The sequence below is a fragment of the Paenibacillus tabacirhizosphaerae genome (assembly GCF_040812395.1).
Taxonomy (GTDB): domain Bacteria; phylum Bacillota; class Bacilli; order Paenibacillales; family NBRC-103111; genus Paenibacillus_E.
Window position 1 is genome coordinate 1 of the sequence record NZ_JBFNXH010000003.1, and the last position, 17,424, is coordinate 17,424.

The following is a 17,424-nucleotide window of genomic DNA, read 5'->3' on the forward strand; positions in this document are numbered from 1 at the left end:
GTCGCATTTTTTGTACCCACTGCTAGAACTCATCGAAAAATCATTAGTTTGTCAGTGGCCACCAAAATAAGTGGCATGGAGGTTTTTTTATGCGATCATTACTCAACCCCATATGGATAAAGAGATTGGTTGATTGCTCTTATGGATAATATCGCTAACAATATGAGCCGCTGCTTGCTTTCTTTGCAAACCGATCATCCGAGACCGAACTTCTTCGCGCAAAGTGGGATGCTCCATTAAATATTGAATGCCGTACGACAGTTCTTCAATGTCATCAGAGATCGTAGCGACGCCGCAGCTGGCCAAATATTTAGCATTTTCTCTTTCCTGCCCCGCGTAAGGCCTGTAAATAAAGATAGGCAATTGTAAAGCAATTGCTTCTGTTAAGGTTAATCCGCCTGCCTTGGTGACGATGCATGTGGAGGCTGACATCCATTCATGAAGATTGTTGACAAAACCATAAATAGTCAGATGCGTGTACACGTTGAATTGGGCTTCAAGTTTCTGCTTCAGCTTCTCGTTCCGGCCACAGACCACGACGATTTGACAATGCGCGATGTGGATTAAAGACGCTAGCAAATCATCGACGTAGCTGGACGCGCCTTGATCCGCGGCCATAATAAGAATTCTCTTTTTATTCGAACTTTTCCGTGTGGATAAGCTCGTGAATTCATGGCGTACTGGAATGCCGCTGACCTCAATGCAGTCACGAGTAAATCCTTTATACATGATTTGGTGTTTCAGCTCTTCGGTCGCTACATAGTATTTATCAACCAATGGGTGCAGCCAAGTATTATGTAGAGCGAAATCCGTCAAGACAGTAACATTACGTATACCTAAGGAACTGCATATTTCAGGCGAAGCACCGAATGGAAATGTATTGACAACGGCGTCTGGGCGTTCTTGATGGATTATTTCTTTCAGCTTTTTTTTGCCTAAGGCAGTCATTGAGCGTTGAAATAAAGCCGTACTTTTCTTTTCCCTTGTCCAATAATAGCTCCAACCGTAATAATCCAAGCCCATTCTTGATATTTTCGTGCTTTTGTTAACAAGCGATGTTGTCACCATATTAATAAAAGGATGTCCCTCTTTCATGAGATCAACGACTTTGACGTGCTCCACACCTTGTCTTACAAATTGTTCATACAATGCTTGTGCAGCTTGAATATGTCCATTCCCATAGCTTGCCGTAAGGATTAGTATGCGTGGATTAGCATTCATTGCTAAGTAATCCTCCTTGCTGATGGTTTTTAAACTTTCTCTCTACATTTACGGATTAGGCTACCCTTTTACATCTTTATTCGCAAGTTGCACCCGAAAGTCCATATCTCCTGCTTTTTCGGATGATACTATTCCTTCGGCAAAGCATGCGCAAGTACCTGCTAACAATCTGCAAATACATCTAATTAAACCAAAAACCGCGGGTTTTTGGCAATGGTCAACGATATCCTAAGGCGAACTCGCTATCCTCACAGACACTTTACACGGCTAAAATGATAGAAAAATGAGAACGGTAAAGAAAAAACCATGGCTCCTCTAAGCACATGGCTACAAATAATTATTTACGATGGGCAGCATGATCGTTACGGTTGTGCCTTCATTTTCAATACTTGAAATCGATATTTCACCATGGTTGATACGTACTAGCTGCTTCGCGATCGATAATCCGAGTCCAGTACCTCCAATCTCGCGATTTCTCGCTTTATCCACGCGGTAAAATCGGTCAAATACATACGGGATATCATCCTGAGAAATGCCTATCCCATAATCACGAACAATAATTTTCAAGTCATTCTCGGTCGGTAGGGCCTTCACACTAATTCTTTTCCAATTAGCCGAATATTTAACAGCGTTATCGAGTACGATCAGCAGAATCTGTTCTACATGCATCGCTATCATGCGAACGTAGGCGTGCCCGAGAGACGTTGCCTCGACTTCAAAATTGAAGTCCGGATGAAGTGCCTCTACCCTGCTTATTGTATCTCTGAGAATAGGCTCTATCTGGATGGACTCAAGGTCATCATCTAACGGTTGCGACTCCACTTTCGTGAGCGTAAGCAGCTCCTGCACGAGTCCTTTCAAACGCCTTACTTCCTGTAGAGAAGCTGTCAATGATTCTTGAAGGACTAGCGGATCTGTCTTCCCCCAGCGGTTCAGCATCGACAAATGCCCTTCCAATATGGTAATTGGTGTCCTCAGTTCATGCGAAGCATCTTCCACGAATTGTTTTTGTTGGCGGAAGGACCCCTCAAGTTGATCCATAAGATCGTTAAACAGATTTGCTAAACTGGACAATTCGTCACCATTCTCAATATTGGCAACACGCTCTGTCAAGCCTTTCTGCTTCACGCTGCGAATCGCTGAGCCTAGCGCTCGAATAGGCTGCATGAATTGCTTGGCGATGGAAAGTCCGCTAATGCCGCTAATGAGGACAGCAAGCAATCCGCCAACGATCATAACCCAGAATAATGTCCGGTTAAAATGATCGAACGTTTCCAAGTTTGTTGCAACTTCTATGGTGCCGCTCCATTGTGCAGTTGCGATTGGGGTTCTATAAATTAACAAATGGTCCTCGCCATGAGTGATATCCTGCACTTGCCCAATATTAGAATGTTGAGGTAAGACCCATTCTCCTTTAAAATGATTCGTTACAGAAAATAGGGGGATCCCTTGTGCATTTACGAAACGTATCATTTGATTTTTGCCAACAATCTTCTCCATGTAAGTCCGAGTCTCTGCCAAAGTAAGCGTCTCTGCCCCTTTGGTTTTCACGGCCAGGTAATCTTGAATCTGAACCATGGTCACTTGAATCGCGCTCTTCTCCTGGTTTAGCATCCAATTTTTCAAAACCAAATACTGAGCGAAATTGTAAGAAACAAAGAGAAGGAAGATCAACAGCGTAGCTCCAAGCATAAGTTTCCACTTAATCGGGAGACGGCGAAATCCGTGCATCATACGCTTTTTCATCGCATTACATACCCTATTCCGCGAATGGTTTGTATAAAGCTGCTCTCTCCTAACGGATCCAATTTGTTTCGCAAATACCGGACGTAGACATCAACTACATTCGTCTCCACAGGCGAGTCAAACCCCCATACATGATCGAGAAGCATATCTCGCGTCAGCACCAGATTAGGATGCTTCATAAACATAACCAAGAGATCGAACTCCCGTTTCGTGAGATCTACGATTTGTTTGTCTTTATACACCATTCGGGCATCCATATCGACTTTGATATCCTTAAAAGTGACACTCGTATGCTGAAGACCATTCCCTTCTTCTACGCGGCGAAAAATCGCCCTCATTCGGGCCAATAATTCCTCAATCGCAAAAGGTTTAGGTATATAATCATCTGCGCCGCTATCCAGCCCGGAGACCCGATCCACAACGCTGTCCCTAGCGGTTAGCATAATGATCGGTGTTTTTTTCACAGTGCGAATGCGTCTGCAAACCTCGATTCCGCTCAAATAGGGGAGCATGATGTCGAGCAGTATCAGATCCCATTCCTCTTGCAGGGCCAGATTTAAACCGGCTTGACCATCGTAAGCGACTTGTACGAAAAACGCCTCATGCTCCAATTCGAGTTGAATAAATCGAACTAAATTTTTCTCGTCCTCGATCACTAAAATCCGTTTCATCATAAACTCCTTTGCAAACATCTTTCCTTCATCATAAATGAACTACATGAGAGAATAATGAGGATCGTGCATGGCTCACCCTTTTTCGAAGAGCAGCCATGCCCAGCCCAGACAAATTCAATTGTATGCCCTGTACCTGCTTATTTGCCTGTTTCGCTATATTAAGAAAAACGCCTAGCGGCGTCCTGGGTATAAACCATATGTTGGCGCAGGGGGAGTGGATTGGGAATGGGATTACTACCGCTAACGCTTCTCCACCCCACACCCATTCGCATTTCTGTTCTACTTTGTGTGCTGCCGGACCGCCTATTTCCCATGCACAGCGGTATTGACGGAACTATGAGGCCTTATTCCACGGCAACGTCCCTGTTCTCCCCCTGGAGCGGAACTCGCATACCCGATGCGGTATGGGGTGATCCAGCTTCTTATTCGTTTTTACTCTGATAGGATAGCGCAATATCCATATTCCCATCCCTGCTGTCGATCAAAGCGATATCCTCTTTTCCGTTTGCATCAAAATCGGAAATCGCTAGACGGCTGCCGATTTTCCCCCATGGCCCGAAGACTGAAAGTAATTTATACTCATTCACTTCCGTTTGCTGATACACGCGACTGCTCATATTTTTGGCATCCCAGCGCAGTATATCTTCCTTCCCATCCCCATTGAAATCCCCAAACCGCATTTCACCAAGTTCCGCCGGGATGTCGAAGGATACTTTTTGAGCTTTCCACTGCAGACCGTCTCGGTCAAATTCGAGTTCCACGCCTTGTGAAGCATCTGATCTAGAGAGGAAAATGCGCTGTCCCCCTTCTTTCTTTAAATCTCTTACGATTAATTCTCTGCCGGCGTTCGACTTGAACGGATAAGGTTTAATTGGCGTTACTACTCCCTTATGCAGATAAAGCCCTAGCAATTGAGTGCGATCCTGCGATTGCCCCGTAAGCACGCAATCTCCATTCGGCTGGCGAAGTTCATAGACGTCGAGCCATCGATTCGCAGGAATCGACCACTTGTGATTGAGAATAAACCGTGTTCCATTCGAAAAGTAGCTCTCTAGCTTTCCACCTGGATCAACGATCCAAAGCCCTTGCTTTCCGTCCCCGTTCGTATGATTCAGCGTGAATGCTGCACCATCTGAATTCGCGATAGTCGCCCATACTTTCGGCTCAGGCTGCTTTTCGTTGCGCTGATCTTTGAACTTTCCTTCTATGACAGAAACATTCCCCGTCTTCTTCTCCCATGCGACGAGATCCGCTTGACCTCGTCCGGTCACGTTGCCAATCTTCAAATTCGTCTCTTTGCCACTGCTGAACTTCACACGCTGAGCTGGGCTAAAGGGAATATAATCATGGATCGAATAAAAGGAATATCCCTTCGAATGGATTTGAGAAATCAATTTCTGAAGAATGCTTTTATTCGCTTTCGGATATGTAAATTCAGGTATCCCATCACGTATTACAGGGTTGCCGGATGAATCGACGGTCTGAATGAGTTGGTTAAATTCCAAAAATGGATGATAAAAAAAAGAATTCACCCGATCCGTTTTGCCAATTTGATTCAAAATGACATTTTCATCCTTATTGCTTGCGATATAGGTCAGAGGCGTTGGCACGTAAACCGCGCCCAATGAAGGGGAACCGAATCCCTGATTACGTTCATTGAGATATTGAGCGGCGGCCGGATTTGGGTTGACTGCTACTAGCGGCTGATACATAAGTCCGAAATAGCTGGCAAATACTTGATCTTGCACCGGCGCTGTATGATAATGAGGAGCTTCCCAGAAACGAGGCTGAAATCCTGCTGCATGAAAAATCTGAATGCCCGCTCTAACGCGCTGTTCGGCAAATGAAGCCGTCTTGGTTTCCTCCAGGTCGCTTACATTAAATTCATTGCCGACACCTGATGCATGATGGCCGTCATCGCGCAGTACATCCCCTGCTTGATGTGTATACCCATGCATGCCTAAGGCAGCTCCAGCATGAACGGCTTGTTGAAGCACCCGATTAAAGGAACCGATGTACGAGTCACCTTGCTGATCCAAAGATCGATCATACCGGGTCCCATCGGGCAGTAGATTTATCCATCTGGGAATGACCGCCAGACTGTATTGCACATGGTTATCATGCAAATATTCTAAAACTGCTCTTAACTTGCCTAAGCCTTCCAAAGAGCTATAGTAGCCTCCAGGCCCAATATCTTCTAATCGTATCATCACGAATCTGGGATTATTATCAGCACCCTCTACAGTAATGATTTGATAAATACCAAAAAATAAAAGCAATGCAAGTAAACATGGCAATACATAGCGCATCCATTTATGTGTTTGCAAATAAATCCTCATAGCAAACTCCCCTCAAGATCGTGGACCTGGTGTCAGATGTCTTTGTTTTACTATATCAATGACCTTTTGTCCATATTATTTTTCACGAAATTATCCGGTATTTCGACATATACGACCTTTAGGTCGAGTGGTTTGACTCACTGGTGTTGAAGTGCTACAATTCAAACAAATTTGGTTTCAACTCGTGAATGGAGGGGTTCAACTGTCACCTTTTACACGAAGAAAGTATTGGACCATTTTGGTTTGGCTCACTATATCCATGTTCATTTTCCCATTAACTCCGCCGATATCCCAGCAGTTCCCTGCTGATGTCGAAATTTTAGTCCAATCCAATACCACGCAAGTGCTGACGCATCAAGAGCATGCACCACCGCCCAAGATTATATTCGCTCAGCAAAACTTGATCCATTGGCATGACGACTTTCCTAAGGAGTACTATATCACCGTTTTTGTTGTGTTCATCCCTTTTCTATTGTCAAGGGTGCGCGAACGACTGAAAGGAATCTTGCTGGCTTTTCTCAAATTCACCTCATTGTACGCGGGACTCATTCATTCTTACATGCGGGCTATATCCTATGAATGAATTGAGGAAAGAGGGAACCTTTTATGTCAAATGCAACTACACAAACCGAACATGTGCCGTCCCAACACCAAAAGCTAAAAAGGTCCAAATTTTTTAGAAGAATCTTGTTTATGATCTTTGGATCCGCCCTTTTCTCGGTTGGTCTGGAAATTTTCCTAGTCCCTAACAATATTATTGACGGCGGCGTAGTTGGGATTTCCATCATCATTTCGCATTTAACACATATTCCGTTAGGTGTGTTTCTGGTCGTACTCAATCTGCCTTTCTTGCTGCTCGGCTATAAACAAATTGGAAAAACATTCGCGCTGTCTACGTTATTTTCCGTCATCTTGATGTCCATCGGAAGCTCGCTGCTGCATCCCGTTCAAGCGATTACGATTGATCCGCTGCTGGCCGCTGTTTTTGGCGGCATTATTCTCGGTATCGGTGTCGGACTCGTTATCCGTTCTGGCGGTTCGCTGGACGGGACCGAAATAGTTGCCATCCTTTTCAGCAAAAAAACACCGTTCTCTGTCGGGGAAATCGTCATGTTCTTCAACTTTTTCATCCTAGGCAGCGCGGGTTTCGTATTTGGTTGGGATCACGCGATGTACTCGCTGATTGCGTACTATATCGCTTTTAAAATGATCGATATCACCATTGAAGGTCTGGATCAGTCCAAATCCGTGTGGATCATCAGCGATGAGCATGCGCGAATCGGGGATGCCATTACCCATCGTTTAGGACGCGGTGTGACGTACCTGATTGGGGAAGGCGCATTTACCGGGGATGACAAGAAAGTCATCTTCAGCGTGATTACACGGCTGGAAGAAGCCAAACTGAAATCCATTGTGGATGATCTGGATCCCAAAGCCTTTCTCGCCATTGGCAATATCCATGATGTGAAAGGCGGCAGATTTAAGAAAAAAGATATTCACTAAACGTCAAAATGCCTTTCCAAAGCCTGCGCGGCTTGGAAGGGCATTTTTAAATCCAAGGAAATATGATCTATAAGTAACCAACACGCATAGAGGCACTGACGGTTGAGCATGCCGCAAAGCTGATGAATCTGAGTTACGGAAATTGCAAGAGCTATCGGCTGCGGCAATCCGAATTGGACAACGACATCGCCTGCAGCTCATATTTGTTCCAATTCACTGCGGATTCTAGAATCAAAGATAAAATGACCCCCATGGCTAGGCCATTGCTGAGAAGCGGACGTAAGTACATGGGCAACAGCGAGAACGCCTGCGGTGGTATGTTCATCATGCTAATGCCAAGCAATACGGGCAAAGCAATTCTGTACACCGTCTTGGAATTGAAAGCAATGCCCTGAATCGTGCGAAGCGATGTGCCAAACATCTGCAAATAGGCGACGAACAACACAGCATTGCCAACACTTGAAGGCATCGTTGAGAACAATCCGCTCAGCGGAGGAATGATACCCAAGCATGCGAACATCGCCCCTCCGATGACCAGCGCCTTGCGTTCAAGAATTTTGGTGCTTTCCAACAAGCCAACGGATGAGGTGAACAAGCCGAAGGGCAGCAATCCGAAGCAAGCGGACAACGCAGTGAACAAGCCTGTCCATACATAGGAACGTTTATATTGTTCATCGGTTGTCTTTGTCTGATACAACTTCTCAACCGTGGACAAACAGGTAATCGAATTGGTCATGTTGATTAAACCGACGATAAATGACATCAATATGATCCCAATTTGCATATTCGGGACACCCCATGGAAATAAAGCAAACAAGGAACCTGCTTGCGCCCCTGCCTTATGTACCGATGGAAATATAAGCTCGTAGGCGATCCAGCCGACGACGATGCCGATCAAGATGGAATAGCTGCTAATGACACGGGAGCCTTTTAAATGGATCAGCCCGACAAATATCGCGATTACAATCGATAATCCTGCGATTTTCAAATCCACCTGATCTGCGCTGTTCATCCCCAACATGCCCTTAAAGAAGTTCATAACCAATTGGATCGTAAGCAGGAATAAGGAGACACCCATCACGATCGGCGTAAACATTTTTTTGAGAACTGAGGCAAATCCAAGGCTGCCCAGCACGACCATCGTGAAACTTGCCAAAAGAAATCCGCTGGCGAGTCCGCCGCCGACCTCTGTCATGCTCATTCCAACCGACTGCGCGGACGCGCATAAATTAAGCACGAGCCCCCACCATAATCCGGCTGGTCCGTCCATCACGGCATAACGATGACCCCATAGGGCTTGAACAATGCAAAGAACTCCAGTCAAAATAAAAGAGCGCTGCAGCGAAGCGGCAATCTCCTCGGGCGCCAATCCAAATGCATGTCCTATGGACAGCGGAACAACAATTGTGTTCGTGAACATGAAAAACAACCACTGAACACCGGCGAGCCAAATTTTTGGCGATAGTTTCGCTAACATATATAACCACGAGCTGCTTTCAGCTGAACCATCCTTGTTCATCCTTCCTTTTGTACGCTAAGCTGGCTTTGTGCATGGCACCAAACGCTTTGTGCAAAATTATGATAACATGGGATAGTATCATATGAATAATATATATTTCATTGCTTTTCTATACGATTTCCATATATGAATGAGGGTGTTACGGGTTGGATATTAAACAGTTACGCTATTTCATCGCGATTGCCGAGGAAAAGCAAATCACAGCTGCTGCCAAGAGGTTGCATATGGCGCAGCCTCCCCTCAGTCAACAGTTAAAACTTCTGGAGCAAAATCTTGGCGTTAAGCTATTTGAGAAAAGGGGAAGATATCTTCAGCTGACAGAGGCTGGTACAACCTTGTACCACTATGCGGTTAAAATAACGAAGGATATGGAGGAAGCGCAAACGGAAGTGACACAGCTCGGCAGCGGGATGCGAGGTAAATTGTCAATTGGCATCAACACGATTTCTTACTCCCCTTTGCCGAACTTACTGCATGCCTATCGAGAAGCAAACCCGCAAATTTCCTATAAAATTCAACAAAATGAGTCTGCCCAACTCACGAAGTTAGTCAGAGAAAAAGCAATCGAACTCGCGATCATCCGTTTGCCTCTGTTGCTAGATGATTTTGCCGTTCTCCACTTGCAGAAGGAACCGTTTTATTTTGTTACATCGGAGCCGATGAAACTCGATACGAATCGAATCACTTTGGAACAAATCCAGCTCCATCCGCTCGTCTTACCAAGTACTGATGGGCTGGGCATCTTTCATATGATTCTGGAGGAGTTTCGGTTACGGAATCTCATTCCGCACATCATAGGCGAGTGTTCGGATATTTCGATCCTCATGGATCTGGTATCCACTGGCTTCGGCAGCTCGATTGTTCCTGAAACGGTTCTTAACATGCATAGCGGCTATCGGGTTCAAGCCTACCCTATCGAAGGCTCGGAGGCTGCCGCATCCTCAGCTTTAATCTGGCTGAAGCAGCATTATTTATCCAAAGCTGCGCAGCGATTTATTGAGCTTTTGACGCCGAAGCCATAAGATGCTGCGCATACCGTTCTTTATTCGGCTAATAAATCATTTTGGCCGCCGGCTGGATAGATCGTATTGCCTGTTTTGACAAGCTCCATGCCATTCAGGGCTTGTGGATATTTAACCGTTTGATGCTTCAACTCGTACACACTCGTAATTGCAGTAATGACATCATCTTTGCTCGCTGTATCCGGAAAAAAGGTTGACTGATGCACCTTGCGATTCGCTGGTTTTCCTCGCTCTCGAACACTTTGCTGATAGACGCCTATATCGTCTATATTCGTGATTGTCCCATAGGCTTCATGTGTTTTAGATCCGCCTTGTGTGGAGTGATAACCGGTCGGAGCCCCCTTATCATTAAAATCGCCAAGAAAAATATGATGGCCATATTTGGCTTCGATGATTGGTTTCTTCTCCTCCAGCTTTTTCTTTTCCGCATCTTCAAGAAGTTTCTTTTGATCTGTCGGGTTTGACGTTTTGAGCTTCACTCGTTCTTCCAATGCGGTTATATCCTCATCGTCGATGACGCCTGCTTTTTTCAAATCGTCCGCAGAAGGAGTAACTTTAGAGCTTTCACCCTGAGCATCCAACCAGAGGCTTTTATAAACTCGCTGAAGAATCGCATTCTTCTGGTTGGGTTCATTTGAATTCATCGCCCAGCTTACCAAATCGTTGACATCTTTATTTTTCAATTTAGCACGTTGTATGACCGAAGCAGGCGCAGATGACAATGTATTTGCGCCTACGGAATGAATGAGATGTGCGACAGCACGATTTCCTATCGTACGTTGAAGCATCATCGGATTTTCTACACGTTCAATCGCTGTTTCTTGCCTCATTAAACAGCCAGTGCTGGCCTTGTTATGAAATTGTAGCTGATCACGCATGCGCAAGCATTCTCCAGTCTATAACCTATTGAAAGTTTTGGAACAAATTAAACATAAAATGCATGGCTTCTTCCTCGTCCTTGCCTTTGGTCAGCAGACGAATTAAAGTCCCTGCTTTAATCGATACTAGGAGCATTCCAAGCAGGCTTTTCACATCGACTACATGATGAACGTCGTTGTGGTCAAATTCAATCGTAATATCAGAAACAAAATGGGAAGATTGATTGGAGACTTCCGTTAGATCGCTCCGATCTATATCTGAAAGTATAATGAACTCGTGAACTCTCATTCTATCACCTGCCTTCTCTCGCATGCTAACCGATTATCTTGAGCACCTGATGCCATCCTAACAAATTGTACCACGAGTAAGGACATGAGAATATAGCTTCCATCCCTATTTGAATATGGGAGCAGGAATAAAGCCGTATCGTGGCCAACCTGTGTACCGATTGAATATTCGTTTAAAGTATGGTATTATGTAAAGATCTTTTTGTAAAGCGAAGTGTTCTCCTATGATTTCTCATCCTTTGCTAGATTCATATAAAAAAATGAACCCATCCCTTGACCAATCGGTCAAGGGATTTTTTTTCCTTCGGGAAACACTTCTGTAGGAGGTCATCATTCATGTACAGTCACAACAAATCATCAATCTGGGCAATTTGGATCTCTCTCATCAGCAATATTATTCTAACCGTCATGAAAATCGTCATCGGTCTTCTCTTTTCAAGTGAAGTTCTTCTTGCCGACGGCGTACACAACGCAGGCGATATCATCGCCACCGTTGCTGCGCTTAGCGCCATGCAAATTTCCAAACGCCCCGCGGACGAGGATCATCCGTATGGCCACGGCAAAGCGGAAGTGCTTGGTTCCGGCTTCGTTGCTTTCATCCTTGGCCTTGCAGCGCTTTACATCGCCTATCATTCCGTTGCCGCTTTCTTTGAAGTGTCGGCCAGCCCAAGCCTTATAGCCTTATATGCCGCAATGATTTCACTGATATGGAAATACGCACTCTACCTCTATACGATGCGGATTGGCAAAAAAACCAACAGCAAGGGACTCATCGCAACAGCAAAAGATCATCTTGCCGATGTTTATGCTTCTTTTGCCGCGGTAGTCGGGATTGGACTTGCGTTTATCGGCAAAGCATACGATATCCAAGCTTTGGTCTACGGGGATGCGGCGGCAGGCATTATCGTTTCTTTGTTAGTTCTGAAGTTGTCCATTGAAATGGGCAAGGAATCCTTCGATATTCTAATGGAGAAAACAGTTGATCAACAGAAATTGCTTCAATACACGAAGCTGATTCTATCGATTCCTCAGGTGAAACGGATTGACAGAGTCCGAGCTCGCGAACATGGCCACTATATTCTCGTCGATGCCCGAGTTGCTATCCCTGGCGATCTAACCGTTCAACAAGGGCACGATATTTCCCGTGCGATCAAAAGATCCATTATGGACCATCACGATGATGTGGATGAAGTGCTGGTCCATCTCAACCCTTGGTACAAAGAATAGCGCAAAAAGTGAAAAATAAAAATGAAAAGGACAAACCGCATGATTAGCGGATTGTCCTTTTTGAGTTGCTTTTTCAATTCAGCGTGAAGAGAAAGTATTAGACGCTTATTGAACTCCCTCGTTCTTCATTAGCTCAATACTACCGTAGCCATTTAATGATGAAATAACCGGATATTCGAATAGGCCATTACAATTCCATACTCGTTTGCTGCTTCTATAACTTGCTCATCACGCAACGAACTTCCGGTTTGAACCAAGTATCTAACACCACTTTGAGCAGCTCGATCAATATTATCACGGAAAGGCAGAAAAGCATCGGAAGTATAAGAAACTTCTTTTAAGCCTGTTAGCCAACTTGGTTTCTCAGCCTTCGTAAGTCGTTCAGGCACCCGTTATGCGCCTAACCCCTTGCCTCCCACGGGACGGAGTCAAACCGGCACGTTATCATAATCCCCAAATCTCATCTTGTCAAGAGATAATGTGCGAATAAGCGATATAGCGGGGGATCCCCCTTATCCTTTCGAAATAGGAATGAATTTCCGCGTATAGAGAGCGATATCGCTTTTTCCAATTCATCCAGTTTCATGTAAAATTTTCTTCAGGTCGATGAGGAGATAAGGGATATAACACAAAGGACTAAAGACAGAAGGAGAAGCTGCATGAACAGCGTGGACAAAATCAAATTTATGGTCCTTTACGGTGAAGCGCCCGAGGAACAATGTTACGGGTACATGGAGTTGAATCGGGATGGCAATATGATCGCGCTCTACAATAGGTATGGTGAGGAAATAGACATGTACGGCGGACATGAATTTGTTAGGGTACGGACGCTTGGCAAATTCGATGACGAAGACCGCGATAATTTTTATTCCTTGTTAGAAAGTGATGGTGTAGGATAATCTGCACGACAGGCTGGCGATTGGGTGTCAAGATACTTGTCGATTGGACGGAATGCAATGAATATTCAGGAGGTAGAAGATGAACAAACGAGTTCAAGAGGCAAGTGAAATGAAAAGAGGGCCGATATTAACCGCGCTACTCATCGGTGCATTTGTTGCGTTTCTTAACGAAAATTTGCTTGCCAACGCGCTTCCTGGATTGATGCGGGAATTTAACGTAGTTGCTGGGACCATACAATGGTTATCGACAGGTTATATGCTCGTGATCGGCGTACTGGTGCCAGTAACCGCATTGCTGCAGCAATGGTTCACGACTCGCCAGATGTTTATGTCTGCGATGGCGTTATTTTTAGCCGGTACCTGCTTGTGTGCAATATCCCCTGGATTCGAAATCTTGCTGATGGGCAGGGTTGTTCAGGCATGCGGGACAGGATTATTAATCCCGTTGATGATGAATACGATTCTTGCTTTCTACCCTCCGGAACGCCGGGGTGCGGCCATGGGTCTCATGGGGCTGGTCATTATGGTTGCCCCTGTCATCGGGCCAGCTTTGTCGGGTCTGGTTATCGATACCTTACAATGGCGATGGCTATTCTATATGATGATTCCTGTCGCTTTGTTTTCGATTATTTATGCATTTATGTACGTAAAGAATGTGACAGAACGAACCAAGCCAAGGGTCGATCTTTTATCCATTGTAATGTCAACCATCGGTTTCGGCTGCGTTACCTACGGCTTCAGCCAACCAAATGTCTGGGTCCAGCCTGAGGGTTACGGGACAATTGCCATTGGTAGCCTCTTCTTGCTCTTGCTTGTATGGCGGCAGCTCAAGATCAAAGAGCCGTTGATCGATCTTTCCGTATTCCAGCATCCCACTTTTTCTATGGTTGCGGTATTGGTAGTAGTCCTGATGATGGTTCTATTCGCCACCACGACATTGCTGCCGATCTATATGCAGGATGTGATGCAGTTGACAGCATTCGCGACAGGTTTACTTCTGATGCCAGGTTACATATTGAACGCGATGATGATGCCGGTGTCGGGGAAATTACTCGATAAATTCGGGCCGAGATTCTTAATTGTGCCCGGACTGTTCTTGATGGCCATATCGTTGTGGCTGTTTACTGGCATCGACAAGGATACAACGCGAGGTTCCGTTCTGTTCAATCATGTCCTCTTATTCTTAGGCATATCGTTCGTCGTCATGCCGGCTCAGACGACAGGGTTGAATCAACTTCCACGTCACCTGGTCCCCCATGGCACAGCCATCTACAATACGCTCCAACAGATTGCAGGTGGAATTGGCATCGCATTGTTCATCGGCATCATGTCATCTGGAGCCAATCGTTATCTCCATCATTCGCCCGATCCCACTGCGATACATGAGAAGACACAAAGCATGGTTGTCGGTCTGCAAACGGTTTTTTGGATTGAATTTATTCTCGCAATTGTTGTTTTGGTGCTAGCTTGGTTTATAAATGGTCGTCTTTGTGCCGATCCTTCTCAAAAGAAAGAGCCCAAAACCCTGTTGCCTTAGGGGTCTCAAAGCTCTTATTCTTCATTTGTCGCTTCTTCGAAATTTCCTTATTGATAATAACTTGAGATTGATATTTATCAATTTCACGCTCAATATGATTGATTACTTTTCTGCACCCATTGATTTCATTTTCAATATCTACAGATAAACGGTCATATACCGCAGCACTTAACTTACTAGTATAATAGTCAGCATCTTGCTTTTTTTGTTAAGTATCTTCTCGAACAAAGCAAATGTCTCCCGTAATATTCAGTCTATATTCGATTGAATTAAGGCTCAATTTGAGCCCCTCTAGAACAATAACATGCTGAGTTACATTTGATCTATGAACCTAGTCGTTCAAATAGCATTGTTCAAACACTTGAAGTTCATGAAGGCATAACAAATAACACCATCCAACGATGATGCAGTTGATCAAACTATCACCTTCACGTAGATATTCTAAAGCTTTTGCAAGCTCTATTCGATCATCATTCTTTCCTGAATCCTTTTCTTCGAATATCTTGATGCACACTATTTGCTTCAATGCATCTGTTTGTAGATCAAGTGATTGTTCCATTGTACTAACACGGGAGTAGCCTATATAAGCCATATTTTTCGCCCCTTTCGGTAATCCAGCCAGTCAGACTTTACTCTCAAAAAGGGCTTTTGTCCAGGTTAAGTTTACTGGTTATTTTAATCCCGTCCTTTACAAAGTCCATGAATACTTGCTCAATCCCGATGACTGAATTTGAATGAGTAAATTCAAACTTTTCAGTAACAACAGTAGCTAATTTCGAAGATAACCGTCGCCTCGGCATCCATAATCTCTGGCTCTTTCAGTTATTTAATTCCGTTTCCTTTTTAGTTTAGTGAACATGATTTCAGAATGTTATGTAGAACATTCAATTACATAAAAAAAGGTACCTTCTCCATAGCCATCTTTTACTCCATGAATAACTATATGATGAAACCCATTAGACTTGATTGTATTTTCAAATTCTTCTAGAACATAAAGACGAAGAGGAAAATCCATTATTTCCGTTTTTTCAATTTGTCCATTTATAACAGACTGATATTTAAACTTAGTAGTCAGCATACTCTCTTCCTCGTTATACTGAACTTTTTTGTATGCGATAATCCATTCATCACCGAACTGTTTCTTTTCCGTTTCTACCCATTCAGGAAACTCTTCGATTCCACCTTGTTTTAACATAATTGTTAAAAGCAATTTCCCATTACTTTTAAGTGCAGATTTCAAATTATTAAGACTCTTGTCAACCAACGCATCAGGCAAAAGAGAAAATGAACCAAATGGGATTATAATTAAATCATATGCATGATTCCCTCTGTACTCTTCTATTTTTTCATACCATACCTTTGGCTTAAGACTTAGTTCCTCTCCTTTTGCTTTACATACCTTAAGCATTTCTTCTGAAATATCAAACCCTTCAATACTAATTCCTTTTTGCATAAAAGGGATAAGCATTCTACCATTACCGCACATTGGTTCCAAGACTTTCATATTCTCGTCTTTAGCAAAAGAAAGGTAGAATTCCAGTTCTTTTCCTTCAGAATATGATTTACTACTTTCATACAATTTTGTGCAAAGTTCTCCGTAGTAATCAGACATATACTTTCTCCTCAAAATCATTTATTTGGATAATTATTCCGTAAACAATGTAATTCTCCTGTCTGTTACTTCAATAAAATCATTCTTTGATTAACTCTTACAGTTTGTAATCTGCAGTCGCCTATTATATCACCAATTTACAAATTCAGGATATTAGCAGGACTCTTTTCTGTATCGTATCGTTAGTAAGAAAAAGATTTAAAATCAACTACCACTTCAACTCTCCGCTTTACCACTACTTGTGACAAGGCTCACCGGAATTAATATTCAACTAATCTACACATGACTTGAATCAACAAAAAAGGAGCTGTCCTTGCGGCAGCTCCTCACTATCGTTCTCCGCAAGGACATTTTATGCGTTCATTCCAAGCCCAGCCGGTTCATCCTCCAACCACCGCAACGGCCCGAACCGGGGACCCGTCGCCACAGACGATGCGAAGAGGAAATCCGTAAAACATAAAGTCGGCCCCATCGGGAAGACGATCCAAACCCTGCAGTCCCGTATACGTCACAATTCCGATACCCAACAACGCCCGCTCCAGTTCTTCAGATAGTTCTCCGCCGACGAACGGTGGACACAGCATAGCGAGTCGGTCAAAGCATTCTAGCCCGACGGATTCTGCGAAAAACAGACCCCGGCCTTCCGACCAAGTCAGGTCTTTGATCCGTACTACGCGCGATGCTCCGAAAAATCGCTCCAATGGCAGCTCATCCAATGTCGCTGCACCGGGGTGCATGTGTGAAGGCGCGTCCACGTGTGTTCCGGTATGGCTACCCATCGAAAGCTGCCGCAGCTCCCAGGTGTGGCACTCGTATGTGTGCGCTACTTTAACTTTTACCTCCGGGTCGCCGGGATAAACAGGCATACCGTCCGTAATCGGCAACGACAAATCGATCACTCTCACTCAGGCGCCTCCTTTCCTGCAAGCTTTATTCTCCAAATATTTCTGTTGATACAC

Annotated in this window: 16 protein-coding genes; 5 read left to right on the top strand and 11 right to left on the bottom strand. The window is 44.3% G+C overall.

Translation table 11 applies throughout. The annotated features are described in order from the left end of the window. Window positions 1–102: 102 nt before the first annotated feature. The 4 genes from ABRS97_RS05655 to ABRS97_RS05670 all read right to left on the bottom strand — a co-directional run bounded on the left by ABRS97_RS05655 (window position 103) and on the right by ABRS97_RS05670 (window position 5,980). Window positions 103–1,221: an MGDG synthase family glycosyltransferase gene (locus ABRS97_RS05655; protein ID WP_367811941.1), complete on the bottom strand. Its 1,119-nt coding sequence runs from the start codon at window positions 1,219–1,221 to the stop codon at window positions 103–105. A 327-nt stretch (window positions 1,222–1,548) separates the two neighbouring features. Beyond that, window positions 1,549–2,967, bottom strand: a complete 1,419-nt coding sequence (locus ABRS97_RS05660) for a HAMP domain-containing sensor histidine kinase (RefSeq protein ID WP_367811942.1) — start codon at window positions 2,965–2,967, stop codon at window positions 1,549–1,551. Continuing rightward, window positions 2,964–3,638 carry a response regulator transcription factor gene (locus tag ABRS97_RS05665; RefSeq protein ID WP_367812846.1) on the bottom strand — a complete coding sequence of 225 codons (675 nt, stop codon included), beginning with the start codon at window positions 3,636–3,638 and terminating at the stop codon, window positions 2,964–2,966. Before ABRS97_RS05665 ends, ABRS97_RS05660 begins: the two co-directional genes overlap by 4 nt. Window positions 3,639–4,063: 425 nt before the next feature. After that, a complete protein-coding gene (locus ABRS97_RS05670) occupies window positions 4,064–5,980 on the bottom strand; it encodes a DUF2334 domain-containing protein (RefSeq protein WP_367811943.1) in 1,917 nt (638 codons plus the stop codon). Window positions 5,981–6,673: 693 nt separating this feature from the next. On the opposite strand from ABRS97_RS05670, the gene ABRS97_RS05675 reads away from it, so the two are divergent. Next, on the top strand, window positions 6,674–7,483 hold the full coding sequence (locus ABRS97_RS05675; RefSeq protein ID WP_367811944.1) for a YitT family protein: 810 nt from the start codon (window positions 6,674–6,676) through the stop codon (window positions 7,481–7,483). 151 nt (window positions 7,484–7,634) lie between these two features. On the opposite strand, the gene ABRS97_RS05680 is transcribed toward ABRS97_RS05675, so the two are convergent. After that, a complete protein-coding gene (locus ABRS97_RS05680) occupies window positions 7,635–9,002 on the bottom strand; it encodes a uracil/xanthine transporter (protein ID WP_367811945.1) in 1,368 nt (455 codons plus the stop codon). Window positions 9,003–9,148: 146 nt separating this feature from the next. Between ABRS97_RS05680 and ABRS97_RS05685 the strand changes: the two genes are divergently transcribed. Then, the gene (locus tag ABRS97_RS05685) at window positions 9,149–10,024 is read left to right on the top strand and encodes a LysR family transcriptional regulator (RefSeq protein ID WP_367811946.1); all 876 of its coding nucleotides are present in this window, start codon (window positions 9,149–9,151) and stop codon (window positions 10,022–10,024) included. Window positions 10,025–10,044: 20 nt separating this feature from the next. On the opposite strand, the gene ABRS97_RS05690 is transcribed toward ABRS97_RS05685, so the two are convergent. Then, a complete protein-coding gene (locus ABRS97_RS05690; protein ID WP_367811947.1) occupies window positions 10,045–10,902 on the bottom strand; it encodes an EndoU domain-containing protein in 858 nt (285 codons plus the stop codon). A 25-nt stretch (window positions 10,903–10,927) separates the two neighbouring features. After that, on the bottom strand, window positions 10,928–11,191 hold the full coding sequence (locus tag ABRS97_RS05695) for an HPr family phosphocarrier protein (RefSeq protein ID WP_367811948.1): 264 nt from the start codon (window positions 11,189–11,191) through the stop codon (window positions 10,928–10,930). Between the two features lie 335 nt (window positions 11,192–11,526). On the opposite strand from ABRS97_RS05695, the gene ABRS97_RS05700 reads away from it, so the two are divergent. Beyond that, the gene (locus ABRS97_RS05700) at window positions 11,527–12,417 is read left to right on the top strand and encodes a cation diffusion facilitator family transporter (protein WP_367811949.1); all 891 of its coding nucleotides are present in this window, start codon (window positions 11,527–11,529) and stop codon (window positions 12,415–12,417) included. 152 nt (window positions 12,418–12,569) lie between these two features. On the opposite strand, the gene ABRS97_RS05705 is transcribed toward ABRS97_RS05700, so the two are convergent. Then, a complete protein-coding gene (locus ABRS97_RS05705) occupies window positions 12,570–12,806 on the bottom strand; it encodes a hypothetical protein (RefSeq protein ID WP_367811950.1) in 237 nt (78 codons plus the stop codon). A 270-nt stretch (window positions 12,807–13,076) separates the two neighbouring features. On the opposite strand from ABRS97_RS05705, the gene ABRS97_RS05710 reads away from it, so the two are divergent. Both ABRS97_RS05710 and ABRS97_RS05715 read left to right on the top strand, forming a co-directional pair. Continuing rightward, entirely contained in the window at window positions 13,077–13,316 is a 240-nt protein-coding gene (locus ABRS97_RS05710; RefSeq protein WP_367811951.1) for a hypothetical protein, read from the top strand. A gap of 79 nt (window positions 13,317–13,395) precedes the next feature. Beyond that, window positions 13,396–14,853, top strand: coding sequence for an MDR family MFS transporter (locus tag ABRS97_RS05715; protein ID WP_367811952.1), 1,458 nt, complete (start codon window positions 13,396–13,398; stop codon window positions 14,851–14,853). A gap of 331 nt (window positions 14,854–15,184) precedes the next feature. Here ABRS97_RS05715 and ABRS97_RS05720 read toward each other — a convergent pair whose 3' ends face one another. From ABRS97_RS05720 to ABRS97_RS05730, 3 genes are all read right to left on the bottom strand, one after another. Continuing rightward, complete coding sequence (locus ABRS97_RS05720) at window positions 15,185–15,445, bottom strand: recombinase family protein (RefSeq protein ID WP_367811953.1); 261 nt, start codon at window positions 15,443–15,445, stop codon at window positions 15,185–15,187. A 279-nt stretch (window positions 15,446–15,724) separates the two neighbouring features. Next, window positions 15,725–16,465, bottom strand: coding sequence for a class I SAM-dependent methyltransferase (locus ABRS97_RS05725; RefSeq protein ID WP_367811954.1), 741 nt, complete (start codon window positions 16,463–16,465; stop codon window positions 15,725–15,727). Window positions 16,466–16,845: 380 nt separating this feature from the next. Further along, window positions 16,846–17,370 (bottom strand): cyclase family protein, encoded by a 525-nt coding sequence (locus tag ABRS97_RS05730; protein WP_367811955.1) that lies wholly within the window; start codon window positions 17,368–17,370, stop codon window positions 16,846–16,848. Between the last annotated feature and the right edge of the window lie 54 nt (window positions 17,371–17,424).